The sequence below is a fragment of the Mammaliicoccus sp. D-M19 genome, from assembly GCF_022386695.1.
Lineage (GTDB): Bacteria > Bacillota > Bacilli > Staphylococcales > Staphylococcaceae > Mammaliicoccus > Mammaliicoccus sciuri.
This window is the reverse complement of the sequence record NZ_JAJNHW010000004.1, coordinates 36636-53045: the sequence shown is the minus strand read 5'-3', so window position 1 is coordinate 53045 and position 16410 is coordinate 36636. Positions and strand designations below refer to the sequence as shown.

Here is a 16410-nt window from a genome sequence, read left to right as displayed (position 1 = left end):
TGAGCAAGTCATGGCTTAATTACTGAGTAAAGCCAAGAGATAGCTCATTACTTTCAAATTTACCTACAATCCCCACATTCTGTAACGAGATTTCGCAAATATCCATATAAACTTTTAACTATTGAAATAATGTTTCAAAAATGAGATAATGTAAACGATTCCAATAGGGGTGAGTTGCTATGTTAGGGTTTTCGGTATATTTAGGTGAGACGTTTGATGAATTATATATTGAAACGATGTTAAATCATGGTTTCAAGTATGTGTTTACTTCTCTTCAAATTCCTGAAGAGAATTCGGAATTGTATTTTGATAGGTTAAAAGCATTAAAGTTACTTGTAGGTGATAAAGCTGAGATTATAGCTGATGCGAGTCCTCATGCTTTTCAAAACCTTGGCCTTTCTTATAAGCAACCTGATGTATTAAAAGGTTTAGGTATTGATTATATAAGGTTAGATATTTCTCTAGCGATTCCAGATATTATTTCTTTATTAAGTGAAGTTAAAATTGTCTGTAATGCGAGCACGGATGCTATTAGTTTATTGGATGAACTTAAAGATCAAGATATTGATATGTCTCGTATTATGGTTGCGCATAATTATTATCCTCGTCCTGAAACTGGACTGGATAAAGCTTACTTTATAAAGCAAAACACAAAATTAAAGACATCATTCCCGGATATTTCAATTATGGCTTTTGTAACAGGTACGGTATTTAGAGGTCCGGTATATGAAGGCTTACCTACATTAGAAGATCATAGATATTGCCACCCATTAATTGCTGCTCATGAATTAGCGGCATTAGGAGTAGATGATATATGTATAGGGGATACAGGTATCGATACAACAACGATTAATCAATTCAACAACTTCTTTAATAAAGGAATCGTGTCACTTCATGTGCAATCTGAAACAAAGCATTTAGAAAGTTATATTGGGAGAATTTTTCATAATAGAAAAGACAAAGCAAGAGATGTGATTAGAGCGGAAGAAGGACGGCAAATGTTTCAATCTGAAATATTACCTGAAAACACGGTTGCAAGAACAAGGGGTGCGATTACTTTAGATAATAACAAGTATGGTCGCTATATGAATGAATTACAAATCGTCAATAAAGATTTAAAGCGTCATGAAGCTGTTAATGTTATTGGACATGTATACCAACAAGATATACCATGCATAGATTTAATTGATGCAGGTACAGCTTTTCAGTTTGTGAAGGGGGAAGAATAAATGGATATCAGTCGTTTAACGACAGAATCAAGAAATGAGCACTCGTCTAAGTTAGACACATTAACACCTGAGCAATTTGTTGATGTTATGAACAACGAAGATCAAAAAGTAGCTCAGTTTATTAAAGAAGAAAATCATGCAATTGCTCAATTAATTACACAAGTTATTAACGGATTAAACAATGGTGGAAGATTAATTTATATGGGCGCAGGTACAAGTGGTCGATTAGGTGTATTAGACGCAGCTGAATGTGTACCAACATTTGGTGTAACACCTGATGTTGTCGTAGGACTTATTGCGGGTGGTCCAAGTGCGATGACTGTAGCTGTTGAGGGTGCAGAAGATGATGAAAGTCTAGGAGAACAAGATTTAAGAGACTTAAATATTAATGAACATGATACGGTTATCGGGATAGCTGCCAGTGGTAGAACACCATATGTAATAGGTGGTTTAAGATACGCACAAAGTATAAATGTACCTACTGGCTGTGTGACATGCAACAAAGCATCTGAAGTTGGTAAACATGCAGATTATCCGGTCCAAGTTGATGTTGGTCCTGAAGTATTGACAGGTTCAACAAGATTGAAGGCTGGTACTGCTCAAAAATTAATTCTTAATATGATATCAACAGGGGCTATGGTTGGTATAGGAAAAGTATATGAGAATTTAATGATTGATGTAAAACCAACTAATAAAAAATTAAAGCAAAGAGCTGTAAACATGATTCAAGAAGTATTGCAAACAACGGATGAAGATAGTGAGAGATTATTCAATCAAAGTGATGAACAAGTGAAAGTTGCAATTGTAATGGGGATGCATGGAATTTCTAAAGAGGAAGCATTAGTAAGACTTAAACAAGCTAAGGGGTTTGTGAGAAACACGTAAATTAAGGGGTGTGTAGGCTATGTCAAAAGAAAGAGAGATTGCACAAAATATTCTTAAAGAAGTCGGCGGAAGAGATAATTTAGACAAAGTGATACATTGTATGACGCGTGTCAGAATGAATATCGTGGATTACAGTAAAGTCGATGTCGAAGGTTTAAAAAATATAAAGGGCGTAATGGGTGTAGTAGAAGATGATATGCTTCAAGTTGTAATTGGACCAGGTACTGTTAATAAAGTAGCTAATGAAATGAGTTCAATTATAGGGGTTCCTTTAGGTGAAGATATAAAGCATAAAGCATCTAATAAAGAACAAGTTGAAAAAGAAGCGGATTTGTTTAAGCAAAGTATTAATAAGAAGAATCAAACACCATTTAAAAAAGTATTAAGATCTATTGCTAATATATTTGTACCATTAATTCCAGCCTTTGTTGGTGCAGGTTTAATTGGTGGTATTTCTGCAGTACTATCTAATATGTTAACAGCAGGTACAATAGATGGTGCGACATGGGAACAGTTCGTATTAATATTCGATATCATTAAAAATGGTATTTTTGCATATCTCGTGATTTATGTTGGGATTAATGCTGCAAAAGAATTTGGTGCGACACCAGGATTGGGTGGTGTTATTGGTGGTACAACCATGCTGACGGGTATGGATCCAGAAAGTCCACTTAAAAATATTTTTAATGGAGAACCATTAGCTGCCGGTCAAGGTGGTGTCATTGGAGTTATCATTGCAGTTTGGATTTTATCTTTAATTGAAAAAAGGTTACACAAAGTCGTTCCGAGTGCGGTAGATATCATTGTCACGCCAACGATTACACTATTTATTATGGGACTAGGAACAATTTTCTTAATCATGCCAATTGCCGGATTTATTTCAAATGGCTTATTAGGCGTAATAGATTGGGTTCTAAATATAGGTGGTGCATTTAGTGGATTTGTACTAGGTGCAACGTTCTTACCACTTGTAATGTTTGGCTTACACCAAGTATTAACACCGATTCATATCGAAATGATTAATCAATCTGGTGCAACTTACCTCTTACCAATTCTAGCAATGGCTGGTGCAGGTCAAGTAGGTGCAGCATTTGCATTATGGTTTAAATGTAGAAAAAATAAAAAGATTATCAACTTACTTAAAGGTGCATTACCAGTTGGTATTTTAGGCATTGGAGAACCGTTGATTTACGGTGTAACACTTCCTTTAGGTAGACCATTTATTACAGCATGTATAGGTGGCGGTGTTGGTGGTGCAGTTATCGGTGGCATTGGTCATATCGGTGCATCAGCAATTGGACCGAGTGGCGTTTCACTTATTCCACTTATTTCTGATAATATGTATTTAGGATATATCGCAGGATTGCTTGCAGCATATCTTGGAGGATTCATTGCCACATATTTATTTGGAACAAATAAAGAAATGACGGCACCACAAGAATTAGAAGAGGATTAAATCATATGGAACATCAACATTTACTCATATTTATAAAAGAACAAATGCCACGTTTAACGAAACATGAAAAACGTATTGCAGAATATTTTATTGAACATCCTGAAAAAACAATTAACTTGAGCGCTAAAGAACTTGGCAAATTAACGAATACGAGTGCAGCTTCTGTTATTAGATGTACACATAAACTTGAATTTAAAGGGTTCACAGACTTGAAGTTAGCAATTTCTAGATATTTACCGCAACATGAACAAAGTATTTATCAAGAAATTAAACAAGATGAAACAGTCGACTCAATTAGTAAGAAGCTTATTACAAGAGCTTCTCATACACTTGAAATGACCGAAAAGAATATTTCGAGTAAACATATTGAGCAGGTTGTCAATCAATTATACGATACAGATACGATTATCGTATTTGGTGTCGGTGCTTCAAGTTTGGTTGCTCAAGATTTGTATCAGAAGTTCACTAGAATAGGTAAACAAGTGATTCATTCATTAGATACACACTTTTTAGCGACAGCCATTGCTTCACATAGTGATAGTTGTGTTCTGATAGGTATATCCAATTCAGGCGAGAATCATGAGACGTTATCTTTAGCAAAAGTAGCTCGAAAATATGGTGTAAAAATAGTTGGTTTAACACAGTCAGAACAGTCTACATTAGCAAAAGCTTCTGATATATATTTAATTCATGACGCAAGTTCTGAAAAAAGTTTGAGGTTAGCAGCGACAAGTTCTCTTATATCTCAACTTATGACTATAGATATTCTTTTCTATAGTTACTTATCAAGAAATTATGATGAACATGTCGTAACAATGAGTAAAACAAGAGATGCAGTAGAATTGTATCTAGAATAGGATTATCAAAGGGAGCGAGACAGAAATCTAACTTGAAAAAAAGATTTCGTAGTCTCGCCCTGGCAAGGATGACTAGAGTTGAAAAAAGCTTGCTACAAGTGCATTTTCAACTCAGTCATCTACTGCCAAGATACTAAAAGAGACTGAGACATTCCATTATGTCCCAGTCTCTTTGAATTAAGTATTATATTGAAAAAACAATAAAAAAATAGTACAATTTAACTAATAATCTTATTGCCAAAAAATGTAATGTAGTGATATTAATAATGTAAAAAGTTTATATATCCTAAAGAAAAAGAAATGGCATAAGACAAATTATATAAATATTCTTCAACTCTATGAAACAATAGTAGCAGTCATCTAAGCGCTTATCATCACATTTCATATAATAAGAATTAAAGAAAGTTAGCGTGAAATCATGAAACAAGTGGAAATTATAAGAATATTAGATGATACGTCATTTATTATTAATGCAGGAACAGATAAAGGTATTAAACCTGGTTATTATATTGATGTATTGAAAAGAGATAAGTCATATAATTATATTGCAAAAGTAGAAGAAGTATATCCTGAGTTATCTTTATGTACAAGGTATGGAGAACAAAGGTTATTTTATGGGGATGTTGTCAGAATTAGATATCCAGATGAGTTTAATATAAAAACAAAAGTTATTAAATCTAAAACAAATAGACGCAAAAAGAGAGGATGAGATCGCCGAATCTCATCCTCTTTCCCGTTTAATATGTCATAAAAATTAAAAAACAAGTAACGTTGTAGATTTATAATAATACTCTATCATATAATGTATAGATTTTCCAGAAATAAGTATGGAATCTTTGTATAATTTAAATATTCATTACAGGATTATTTAAATTGTGCACATAATTATGTTCAATATGGAAATGTGGTATAAATAAATGTATAATAAAGAAAAAAATAGAATGGACTGAGAACACGTGGCAAACCAATATGAGCGTTCTACAAAGAAAAAGAAGTCAACAGCATTCAAAATAGTAACGACAATCATTATTATTTTATTACTCGTATTTTTATTAGTGATCGCATTTTTTGTCTATAAATTCTTTGCATTAGGTAATTCAATACATAATCCATTAGACAGAGATAAATCAGAATTAAGAAAGAAAGCAGTAGATACGAATGGCGATCCGATATCTATCGCATTATTCGGTATTGATTCAGATTCAACAAGAGCAGCAGAAGGTGGCGGAGAAAGATCAGATTCAATATTACTATTATCCATCAACCCTGATAAGAAAAAGACTGTAATGGTAAGTGTACCTAGAGATACAAGAGCTCAAATCGTAGGCAGAGATTCTGTCGAGAAAATTAACCATGCATATGCATATGGTGGACCAAAAATGGCAATTAATTCTTTAGAGAAATTAATGAATGTACCGATTGACCACTATGCGACAATTAATATGGATGGTGTTAAAGAATTAGTAGACCAAGCAGGTGGCGTAACCGTTAAAAGTAATGCAACATTTACAGTTAAAGGCAATTCATATGTTAAAGACCAAAAGTATAAACTTGATGGAGACGAAGCTTTAGCATTTATTAGAAGTAGAAAAGAAGATGGTGCTGGTGGAGACTTTGGTAGACAAGAAAGACAACAACTTGTTATCCAAGCATTAGCAAAAGAATTAGTAAGTATCGGTTCATTACCGAAAATCAACCAAATCTTTGATACATTAGGCGATAATGTTCAAACAGATTTAAAAATTTCACAAATCAATAGCTTAAGATCTAAATATAGTGACGCATTAGATAATGTTGATAGAAATCAATTAGAAGGTCAAGATGCCATTCTAGATGATGGATTGTATTATTTTGTACCTAGCGATTCAAGCAAGAAAGAAGTCGTAGATAATTATCGTACTAACTTAGAATTAGATTAAATATAAAAAATCTTGGACATCCATTCGATGCCCAAGATTTTTTTGAATATTTATTTCGTTTGTTTTAATATGTGTTTCTCTATCCTCTATTTTGTACAATTAATAATTGTACAGCGTTCGTCTTTAAGAAATAAGTTTCGTCAATTTTATTTGTATTATAATCTGCCATTTCTATATCTGGTGAACAATATCTATCTAATAATACTGTATTTAAGAAGTCCAAATTACCATGAGTATGATCTAACTTTCTAATAGCTTTAAAGATATTTCCATTGTCTTGATCGAAAGTAATTTTAGTGACTCTGAAATTATTGAATGGAATGTCTCGATAAGATAGTATAATCCCGATATTATTTTGATAGTTGATATCATGTGGGTGGTACAGCTCATAGTTAAATAATAAATAGAATATTTTATTATGAATTTCAAATTTAATATAGTTTGGACCTTCAGAAAATTCATGACCGTTAAAATGACTCAGTATAGATAATAAATAATTCGTTGGACTTTTACAGTGATATTTTAAATATAAAGATAAAGGTTGATCGATGGTTGAATATTTAGCAGATGATTCTTCCATTAACCAAAATCCTATACCAGATATGTAATTTGTAATACTCATTAAATGCTTTAACATAATTGATGCATTAAAATAAAAGCTTTTACTTGTATACGTATCACCGTTTAATATATTCCATTCAATAGGAATAACATGTTTATTTTTTGATTTTAAATAAGCCATATTTTGAATGAGTTGTTTAGTATATTGTTTTGTAATATCTGCGATATCATAATTGTTGATCTCATTTAAGTTATACAAGTCATTAAAGTTATAACTTAATGCAAAGGCATCAATGTCTTCATATTGCGAGAAATCGATCTCTAATTCTTCATATATATGCATAAATGGATTTGGCGCATTTAATCCAATATGTATATCAGGTAATTTCATCTTTGTTTCTCTAATTTGCTTGTTAATATGATGAATATCATTATAATCTACATCGAAGAAGATTTCTCCGTTCTTATTATAGAAATAGTTATAAATGGCATCTATTAATTCATGCCAGTCGTTTTTAAAGCTGTCGTCGCCATAATCAATATCATATATTTTTATGGCAGGTATAATTCTCGTATCTGAAAACATACTTAAACAAAATGCTAAATTTTGTTTATAATGATTTTGATGTTCTTCACTAAAGAAAGTCTTCATAGAACAGTGAATGACAATAATCGGCGTATCCGTCATTTTCTCTACATTTTCTAAAATTTCTCCAAGAAAAGGTGTATAAAAATCATAAACATCACCGATATGTAAATATGTCTTATGATTTGCTGAGAGTGTCTTAAAAGGTACATCACTAAATGCCATCCTTTTATATTCATGAACAAACGATTTATTATGCATCAATTTTTGTAATTTCGAAATCAATGAAGCTTTTTCCTCTTTAGAAATCACTTCATTTTCTTTATCTTTTTTATGACGTCTATATTGAAGACGATATTGATTAGGCGTTACATGAAACTGTTCTTTAAATTGTCTATTAAAGTTATGATAACTAGAAAAGCCATGACTATTTGCGATTTGTTCTGTTTTAAACTGAGTGAACAGTAGTGCATATGTCGCTTGAAAAAGTCTTTTTTCTTTTAAATATTGTATGAATGTAGTACCCATTTGTTTAGAGAATTCTCTAGATAGATGTTCAGGAGAAATATAAAAATGACTCGCGACACTATTAAGTGATAATCTTTCGTGATAATTTTGATCAATATATTGTTTTACTTTATAAATAAGGCTACTGAGTTCAATTTCAATATGACCATAATTTTTAGTATCCACTTGAAAACGTTCAAACATGATTTTATAAATTTCAACAACGTAATTACTACATCTAATTTTAACGTTTGTTAAGTTTGCAAGTATGGCTCTAATATATAATTCTTTAATTTCATGCTTATATCTATCTAATTCATTTGTCTTCGTCGTACGTGGAATCCTAAAGACAAATGCTTCTTCTCCACTTAAATTCTCCATCATTGCATAACTAATATGAAGTATAGCGACTAATCCATTATTAATAATCGGCAAATAATTATCGTTATCTTGAAGATAAAATAGGTCACCGACATTAAATTCATAAGTCGTTTGATTTAATGTAACTTCTGTGTGACCTTCTAAAACAAAACATAAAGCACCAAATCCAAGTAACTTCGGATTAATGATACTTTCTTTATGGAGTGAAATCTTATAATTGTACAAATAATCACCTCTAAATATAGACAAATTATGGAATAAAACATCAAAATTCGTCAATATATTTCTTTATTTAACAATATGATATCAAAAATCGTATGTAAATGTTACCTAATTTAATAAAATGGAGAAGATACTTCATAATAAATCAAATATGTTAATCGATTTAATCAAAATATGAATTTAAAACGCGTTAAAATAATAATTAATGTAATTTGTGTATTGTGAACTATTAAAAATCGGGGAAAATTAAATTGGGAGGGCTTTACTTGATAGAAACATTCAACAAAACCATTCAACAAATGATCGACTATGAGAATAAATTGACAACATTAAAAAATGAAAAGAAATTATCACTCGTGGATTTCATTATTTTAGAAGAAATATATACTGCAAAAGAAATTACAATCAAAGAAATTCTTAGTGGAAAACTTTTAGAGTTAACAACAAGACCTTCTAATATAGGTACAAACTTAGCAAAATTATATAGAAAAGGTTTAATCGATAAATATAGAAGTAATCTCGACGAAAGAAAAGTTTACTATTTTATGGATGCATCACATAAAGAAAAATACGAAACACTTGTTAAAGATATATAAGAAAAAGGCAAGGACAAAATTAATGTCCTTGCCTTTTCTGTTACTCTAGTATATTTATTTAATCAATTGGCGTGTGCTGCGCTCGATATATTGTGCGGAATGGATTGATACGAGCTCACCTTTGTTTAAGTTAAATAAGTTAAGATTCATAATTTTATTCATCGCATTTTCAACGATATCACTTGATAAGTCTGCTTTTGGATTTTGAATTTGTAATGTGAATGTTTTATCTAAAGATGTTTTGAATGTTAATTCTAATACTCTTTTCATATTTTCACCTCCTAAATCTTTTTAGATAGCATTAATTCTCTATCTGTATTGTTTTGACGATATATGCATCTTTAAATTTCTCGTCACTTAATGTTTCGATAATGCCTTTAAAAGTTTTAACTTGTTCGGGTGTAACATTTAAATTAATTGCATTAAATTTACGTTGAACAGTTTTTACTTTAGAAGCTTCATCTAAATACTGATGCAATAAAATGATGTTGATATCTTTAACTGTTTCCATGATTAAAACCTCCTTTCACTTTATATATCGAAGCAAGTATGTAAAAACGACAAAAAAATGTATAAATTACTTTCATGTTACTCAAATATATATTATTATTAATATGTACCTTAATTAGGAAGGATGGACCAAATTTATGCAACAAGTATCTCCAATTAAGAATAAAGATGACATTAGAGCAATGTATGAAGTATTGAAATCACATAGTGAACGAGACTATTTATTGTTTAGCTTAGCTATTCATACGGGTATGAAAGTAAACCAGCTACTTAATTTAACGGTCCAAGATTTATTTGATGAGGACAATGATATAAAGCAAGATTGGATAAATGACGAACAGGATTTAATTAAAGTTGTTATACCGTTACATTTGAGATCAAGTTTATCCACTTTTATATATGAAGAAGGATTAAAAAGAGATGACTTTGTGTTTATGTCCATCAAAACAAAAAAACAATTATCAAGGCAACAAGCTTATCGAATTATACATGTTGCAGCTGAAGAAGTAGGGTTGAAGAATATCGGGTTGTACTCGTTAAGAAAGACTTTTGCATATCATGCCTTCAAATCAGGGGTATCTGTTTCGATTATTCAAAAATACCTCGGACATCAATCTTTAATAGAAACTTTAAAATTCATTGATGTCACGACAATAAAAAAAGAAACGACAATTGAACTTAATATATAGAGAGAAAGGGGTCAATGTATGGCTTTAATATGGCTGTTTTTAATGATTATCGTTGTGATTTCGATCGTGCTCATGACGATGAATACAAAGTTTAGCCGATTTGCTGGATGGCTAAGTTTAATTGCGCCAGTTCTAAGTTCCATATATTTCTTAAGTCAGATTAAGACGATATATGCTGGCCAAAGTATTACTTATTTCCAAGAGTGGATTCCACTTGTAGATGTTAATTTAGATTTACGTTTAGATGGTCTATCTTTAATTTTTGCACTACTTATTTCATTAATTGGTGCAGGTGTCTTCTTATATGCCATTTATTATCTTTCCCATGAAAAAGAGAATCTTCCAAGATTTTATACGTATTTGTTAATGTTTATGTTAGCAATGTTAGGTGTCGTACTTTCAAATAATACGATATTGTTGTATACATTTTGGGAGTTAACAAGTATTTCTTCATTCTTGCTCATTTCATATTGGTATCAACGTAGAAAGAGTCAAGACGGTGCTTTGAAATCATTCTTAATTACAGTGTTTGGCGGTATGGCAATGTTAGTAGGTTTGATTTTGCTATACAGCATTACGGGTACGAATACAATTACTGAACAAGTCGGTATGATTGATAAAATTTATGAATCACCATGGTTTGTATTTGCAGTCATTTTAATCTTACTCGGAGCATTCACGAAATCTGCACAATTTCCATTTCATATTTGGTTACCAGATGCAATGGAAGCACCAACACCTGTCAGTGCTTATTTACATTCAGCAACAATGGTTAAAGCAGGATTATATTTATTATTAAGATTTACACCAATTATCGGTCAAAGTACATGGGTCGTTTATACAGTAGTCACAATCGGTTTAGTGACGTTATTAGTTGGTTCATTCTTTGCAGTTAACAAGAAAGATTTAAAAGCCATGCTTGCCTATTCAACAATCAGTCAGCTCGGTATGATTATGACGATGATCGGTTTAGGGTTATTAGCATTAAATAGTAATTTTAAAGCAGATAATGAAATCTTTTTAGCGAGTTTATTTGCAGCAATATTCCATTTAATAAATCATGCGATTTTCAAAAGTGTTCTATTTATGGGTGTCGGTATTATCGACCATGAAACAGGAACAAGAGATGTTAAAAAGCTTGGCGGATTAAAAACAATCATGCCAATAACTGCAATCGTTATGACAATCAGTGCACTATCTATGGCAGGTATACCCTTATTTAATGGTTTCTTAAGTAAAGAGAAGTTCTTTACGAGTTTAGTAGAAACAGGTCACACAGATATCTTTAATCAAACGATGTCTACCGTGATGATATTAGCTGGCTTTGTCGGCAGTATATTTACATTTGTATATTGTATTAAACTCATTAAAGAACCATTTTTCGGTAAGCTTAAAAAAGAGCAATTACCGAAAGTACCGCGTCATGATGGCGGCGGGTTATTAATCTCACCAATGATTATCGTATTGTTTGTTCCAATCATTTTCTTTGTACCGAATGTACTAGGAGAATATCTAATTGGACCAGCATTAAGAGATATCTTCCACGATAGCGAGATTATGGCTCATTTACCACATATTAAAGCATGGCATGGATTTACAGTGGAATTATTCTTAACACTTGGCATATACATTATTGGGACTCTTCTTATACTCGTGCCAAAATGGGATGTTATTTATAGTAAGATTTCTAAAAACTTAGAAATCAATACGCTATATACGAAAGGTATGGATGCATTAGATCGTATCAGTACATTTTCAATTCAAGGTATTATGAATAATAAACTGAACCAATATTTACACATTATCTATGTAATCTTCTTTGTCATTATGGGATATGGTATTTATCAAGTAGGTATTTATGATATTGCTTATTACCATATTACTGAAGCGACAACATTTGAAATCATTATATTAATTAATATTGTGATTACTGCAACAGCATTAATGTTTATTCGAGAAAGAATGACAATGACAATTTTAAATGGTGTCATCGGATATTCAATCGCGGTCGTATTCATATTTATGAAAGCACCTGATTTAGCTTTAACTCAACTTGTTATAGAAACGATTACGACAGTATTATTCTTATTAGTCTTCTATCATTTACCAAATGTTCAGAAGGATACACCAAATGTTATCAGTGAAATTGTGAAATTAACAATTGCTTTATTAATGGCAGTCTTTGTTGTTGTCTTTGTTATTATGATGCAACAAGATAGTCTGTTCGACAAAATTTCATTCTACTATGATAATGCATACGAATTAGCAGGTGTTAAAAATATCGTCAATGGTATTCTAGGAGACTTTAGAGCATTAGATACAATGCTTGAAGGGATCGTTATATTAATTGCAGGATTAGGCATATTTACATTAGTTAAATTTAAGATAAGAAAGGATGAGTCAAATGAAAGAAAATGATGTTGTATTAGAAACGATATCTAAAATTGCTATATTCATAATATTGACGTTTGGATTTTATATTTTTCTTGCTGGTCACGATAACCCAGGTGGTGGGTTTATAGGTGGACTCGTCTTTAGCTCAGCCTTTATCTTAATGTTTTTAGCTTTTGATGTGGAAACAGTCGTTCAATCTATGCCATTAGACTTTAGAGCAGTTACGATTATTGGATGTCTCATTTCAATTGGTACAGGTATTATTCCTATGTTCTTTGGGCATCCGATGCTAACACATGAAGATGGCTATATGACTTGGCCGTTGTTAGGTGAGATTCATTTATCAAGCGTTACACTATTCGAGCTCGGCATACTACTTACTGTAGTAGGGGCTGTTGTAACAATCATGCTTGCGATAAGTGGTGATAACAGTTGAATTTAATACTTGTCATTATAATAGGCGTACTCACGTTTGTAGGAACATATATGATTTTGTCTAAGAACTTAATTCGAATTGTTATTGGTACAGCAATTTATACACACGTAGCAAACTTAATGATTTTATCAATGAGCGAGTTTGGTGGAAATAATGTTCCACTTATTAATGGAGAAGGAAAAGATTATGTCGATCCTTTACCACAAGCATTAATCTTAACAGCTATCGTTATTGGTTTTGCTGTTACAGCATTTTTACTCGTGCTTATATATAGAACATTTAAGTTGACGAAAGTAAATAGAATAGAAGCGTTACGCGGTGAGGATGAAGATGTAGATGAATAATTTAATATTAGTACCATTACTCGTACCTTTAATTACTGGATTAATATTGTTCTTCTTTAAAGAACGTTTAGCTTTAACAAGACGTATCGCGATAACGAGTTTAGCAATCACAACAATCATCACAGCATGGCTTCTGGTAGAAGTCAGTTTAAATAAAGTACTCGTTATTAACTTTGGTGATTGGCAACCTCCATTTGGTATACAATTTGTCGGAGATGAATTGGCACTTCTATTTACAACTGTTTCTTGTTTTGTTGTAACAGTTATTATATATTTTGGTTTTGGTAAGCGAGAAAGAGTAGCAAATAGATATTTCTTACCATCTTTTATACTATTTTTATTAACAGGTGTAAACGGAAGCTTCTTAACGGCAGATATCTTTAATTTATACGTTATGTTTGAAATTATGTTATTAGCATCATTTGTATTATTAACACTTGGACAATCTATTGAACAATTAAGAGCGAGTGTTATCTATGTTGTTATTAACGTTGTCAGTTCTTGGTTCTTCTTAATGGGTGTAGCATATTTATATGGAACGTTAGGTACTTTGAACTTTGGACATATCGCAATGCGTATTACTGAAAGCAATCAACCAACGACCGTTACTTTAGTAGCAGTTATTATGATTTTTGTCTTTGGTGGTAAAGCAGCTTTAGTCATGTTTATGTGGTTGCCGAAAGCATATGCAGCTTTAAACACTGAGTTAGCAGCATTGTTTGCCAGCCTAATGACTAAAGTCGGAGTTTATGCATTGATAAGAGTTATGGTGTTGATGTTCGATGAAAAGCCAGAAGTTACACACTTCCTTTTATATATCATGGCTATCATCACAATGATCATCGGCAGTATCGGTGTATTAGGATTTAAAGATATTAAAAAGATTGCAGCGTACCAAGTTATTTTATCAATAGGATTTGCTGTTCTCGGTTTAAGTGCAAATAATAGTGATGGCATCACGGGCGCAATATTCTATGTCAGTCACGATATGATTATCAAAACATTACTATTCTTAATCATTGGTACTTTCGTATTATTATCTGGCACGAGATATTATGATCAATTTGGTGGATTAATTAAATATTATCCGAGTCTAGGGATTATATTCTTTATCACGATTTTATCAATCGGTGGTGTACCACCATTTAGTGGATTTCCTGGGAAATTATTAATTATTAAAGGTGCTTTAGATAATGGTTATACAATTGGTGTCATCGTGATGGTAATTACAAGTGTCATCGCAATGTACAGTTTACTAAGAATTTTCTTAGTGATGTACTTCGGTAGAAACGATATTCCTAAAGTTGACAAAGTTCCACTTTCTAAACATAAATTATACGCGATGATTATATTAACAGTAGCTACCATATTATTAGGTATTGCATCACAATATGTATTAAACATTTCAGAATTAGCAGCACAATTTAACATACATGAACAGTCATATATTAAAGAAATTATTCCAAACGTAGAAGTGGAGGCGAAGTAATAATGGCACAGTTGTTATTAAATATTTTAATCGCCTTCTTATGGACGCTGTTCCAAGATGAAGATAAATTTCATTTATCAACCTTTGTTGGTGGATATCTCATTGGTATCTTTATTGTTTATTTAATGCATAGATTCTTCGGACATGTCTTCTACTTGAAAAAGGTTTGGGTAATCTTCAAGTTTATATGTGTTTATAACTATCAACTTGTGACTTCAAGTATGACAACAATCAATTATATTTTATTTAAAACGAACAAAGTTAATCCAGGTCTTGTAACTTATGAAACAACGTTAAAACAAGATTGGGCGATTACATTGTTAACATTGCTTATTATGCTTACACCAGGTTCCGTCGTGCTTAGACTTTCACCTGATGGTAGAAGATTCTTTATACATGCAATTGATATTTCAGATAAAGAAAAAGAAATTTTAACGAAGCAAATTAAGAAATACGAAAAACTAATCTGGGAGGTGCTTAAATAATGTCATTTATCATTTTAGCAATTATCAAAACAGCGCTTGTTATATATGGTATTTCCATTGTTGTCGTACTTCTCAGAATGATCATAGGTCCTACTACCGCAGATAGAGTCATTGCTTTTGATGCTATCGGTGCGATTCTAGTTTCCGTAGTAGGGGTATTAAGCATTATTTATGATACATTCAGTTATTTAGAAGCGAGTTTAATTATCGCAATACTTTCTTTCTTGAGTACAGTAGGTATTTCACGTTTCATAGAAGGGGGTCGTGTCTTTGAATCTAAGCGAGATCGTTAGTTTAATTGCCGCTTTATCAATATTGTTAGGTTCAATAGCAGCACTTATTAGTGCGATAGGAATTGTACGCTTTAGAGATACATTTCTTCGAAGTCATGCCGCTACTAAAAGCTCTACATTATCTGTGTTGCTTACTTTGACAGGTGTGTTTATATATTTCTTAGTGACACAAGAATACTTTAGTGTCCGTACATTATTAACAATATTGTTCTTATATTTAACATCTCCAGTAGCAGGGCATATGATTATTAGAGCAGCTTATAATTCAGGATCATATATGTATATGAAAGAATTTACTAAAAAAGGTACTTCACTAAACTTCAGGTATGATCGTAAAGAAACAAAAAAAGACAGAAGAAGAAGAGCCGAAAAAAGACAAATGATGAACGAAGCATTTTCTAAAAATGATAAAGAAACATTTAGTAAATATAAACAAGTCATGAAAAAAGATGATCCAACATTAAAATAATAGATATTGTTTGAGAAGTGTATGTTATGGGTGTCGTTAGGGACAGAATTCTGAGAAATGTCCGTAAGGATACGAGTTCTAATTACCAGAATTCAGAATAAT

General features: G+C 31.7%; 18 protein-coding genes. 15 read left to right on the top strand and 3 right to left on the bottom strand.

The genetic code is table 11. The annotated features are described in order from the left end of the window. The first annotated feature begins 179 nt into the window (after positions 1–179). The 6 genes from LQ675_RS09910 to LQ675_RS09885 all read left to right on the top strand — a co-directional run bounded on the left by LQ675_RS09910 (position 180) and on the right by LQ675_RS09885 (position 6346). Positions 180–1229, top strand: coding sequence for a MupG family TIM beta-alpha barrel fold protein (locus tag LQ675_RS09910; protein WP_075578419.1), 1050 nt, complete (start codon positions 180–182; stop codon positions 1227–1229). Next, positions 1230–2114, top strand: coding sequence for an N-acetylmuramic acid 6-phosphate etherase (murQ, locus tag LQ675_RS09905; protein ID WP_048540027.1), 885 nt, complete (start codon positions 1230–1232; stop codon positions 2112–2114). Positions 2115–2133: 19 nt separating this feature from the next. Further along, on the top strand, positions 2134–3570 hold the full coding sequence (locus LQ675_RS09900) for a PTS transporter subunit EIIC (protein ID WP_048540028.1): 1437 nt from the start codon (positions 2134–2136) through the stop codon (positions 3568–3570). A gap of 5 nt (positions 3571–3575) precedes the next feature. Beyond that, the gene (locus LQ675_RS09895) at positions 3576–4427 is read left to right on the top strand and encodes a MurR/RpiR family transcriptional regulator (protein WP_048540030.1); all 852 of its coding nucleotides are present in this window, start codon (positions 3576–3578) and stop codon (positions 4425–4427) included. 418 nt (positions 4428–4845) lie between these two features. Then, positions 4846–5136 (top strand): hypothetical protein, encoded by a 291-nt coding sequence (locus LQ675_RS09890; RefSeq protein WP_048540031.1) that lies wholly within the window; start codon positions 4846–4848, stop codon positions 5134–5136. Between the two features lie 247 nt (positions 5137–5383). Continuing rightward, positions 5384–6346, top strand: coding sequence for an LCP family protein (locus tag LQ675_RS09885; RefSeq protein ID WP_049320945.1), 963 nt, complete (start codon positions 5384–5386; stop codon positions 6344–6346). A gap of 79 nt (positions 6347–6425) precedes the next feature. On the opposite strand, the gene LQ675_RS09880 is transcribed toward LQ675_RS09885, so the two are convergent. Next, complete coding sequence (locus LQ675_RS09880) at positions 6426–8606, bottom strand: AraC family transcriptional regulator (RefSeq protein ID WP_048540033.1); 2181 nt, start codon at positions 8604–8606, stop codon at positions 6426–6428. 263 nt (positions 8607–8869) lie between these two features. Between LQ675_RS09880 and LQ675_RS09875 the strand changes: the two genes are divergently transcribed. Then, a complete protein-coding gene (locus tag LQ675_RS09875; protein WP_048540035.1) occupies positions 8870–9199 on the top strand; it encodes a MarR family transcriptional regulator in 330 nt (109 codons plus the stop codon). 54 nt (positions 9200–9253) lie between these two features. On the opposite strand, the gene LQ675_RS09870 is transcribed toward LQ675_RS09875, so the two are convergent. Together LQ675_RS09870 and LQ675_RS09865 are read right to left on the bottom strand one after the other, a co-directional pair. Beyond that, positions 9254–9469, bottom strand: coding sequence for a DUF2922 domain-containing protein (locus LQ675_RS09870; protein WP_048540037.1), 216 nt, complete (start codon positions 9467–9469; stop codon positions 9254–9256). A gap of 31 nt (positions 9470–9500) precedes the next feature. Continuing rightward, complete coding sequence (locus tag LQ675_RS09865; protein ID WP_025906021.1) at positions 9501–9710, bottom strand: DUF1659 domain-containing protein; 210 nt, start codon at positions 9708–9710, stop codon at positions 9501–9503. 136 nt (positions 9711–9846) lie between these two features. Between LQ675_RS09865 and LQ675_RS09860 the strand changes: the two genes are divergently transcribed. Genes LQ675_RS09860 through LQ675_RS09825 form a run of 8 tightly spaced genes read left to right on the top strand, consistent with a single transcriptional unit; the run spans position 9847 to position 16308 of the window. Beyond that, positions 9847–10398: a tyrosine-type recombinase/integrase gene (locus tag LQ675_RS09860; protein WP_048540039.1), complete on the top strand. Its 552-nt coding sequence runs from the start codon at positions 9847–9849 to the stop codon at positions 10396–10398. Positions 10399–10416: 18 nt separating this feature from the next. Continuing rightward, complete coding sequence (locus tag LQ675_RS09855) at positions 10417–12816, top strand: DUF4040 family protein (RefSeq protein WP_239727824.1); 2400 nt, start codon at positions 10417–10419, stop codon at positions 12814–12816. Then, a complete protein-coding gene (locus LQ675_RS09850) occupies positions 12803–13228 on the top strand; it encodes a monovalent cation/H+ antiporter subunit B (protein ID WP_025906014.1) in 426 nt (141 codons plus the stop codon). The genes LQ675_RS09855 and LQ675_RS09850 overlap by 14 nt, the downstream gene beginning before the upstream one ends. Next, a complete protein-coding gene (locus LQ675_RS09845; RefSeq protein WP_048540042.1) occupies positions 13225–13572 on the top strand; it encodes a Na(+)/H(+) antiporter subunit C in 348 nt (115 codons plus the stop codon). Before LQ675_RS09850 ends, LQ675_RS09845 begins: the two co-directional genes overlap by 4 nt. Further along, positions 13565–15061: a Na+/H+ antiporter subunit D gene (locus tag LQ675_RS09840; protein WP_048540044.1), complete on the top strand. Its 1497-nt coding sequence runs from the start codon at positions 13565–13567 to the stop codon at positions 15059–15061. Before LQ675_RS09845 ends, LQ675_RS09840 begins: the two co-directional genes overlap by 8 nt. Before the next feature lie 2 nt (positions 15062–15063). Continuing rightward, the gene (locus LQ675_RS09835) at positions 15064–15546 is read left to right on the top strand and encodes a Na+/H+ antiporter subunit E (protein WP_048540046.1); all 483 of its coding nucleotides are present in this window, start codon (positions 15064–15066) and stop codon (positions 15544–15546) included. Beyond that, the gene (locus LQ675_RS09830) at positions 15546–15839 is read left to right on the top strand and encodes a monovalent cation/H+ antiporter complex subunit F (RefSeq protein ID WP_078355149.1); all 294 of its coding nucleotides are present in this window, start codon (positions 15546–15548) and stop codon (positions 15837–15839) included. The genes LQ675_RS09835 and LQ675_RS09830 overlap by 1 nt, the downstream gene beginning before the upstream one ends. After that, a complete protein-coding gene (locus LQ675_RS09825; protein ID WP_025906003.1) occupies positions 15817–16308 on the top strand; it encodes a Na+/H+ antiporter subunit G in 492 nt (163 codons plus the stop codon). Before LQ675_RS09830 ends, LQ675_RS09825 begins: the two co-directional genes overlap by 23 nt. Positions 16309–16410 lie beyond the last annotated feature (102 nt).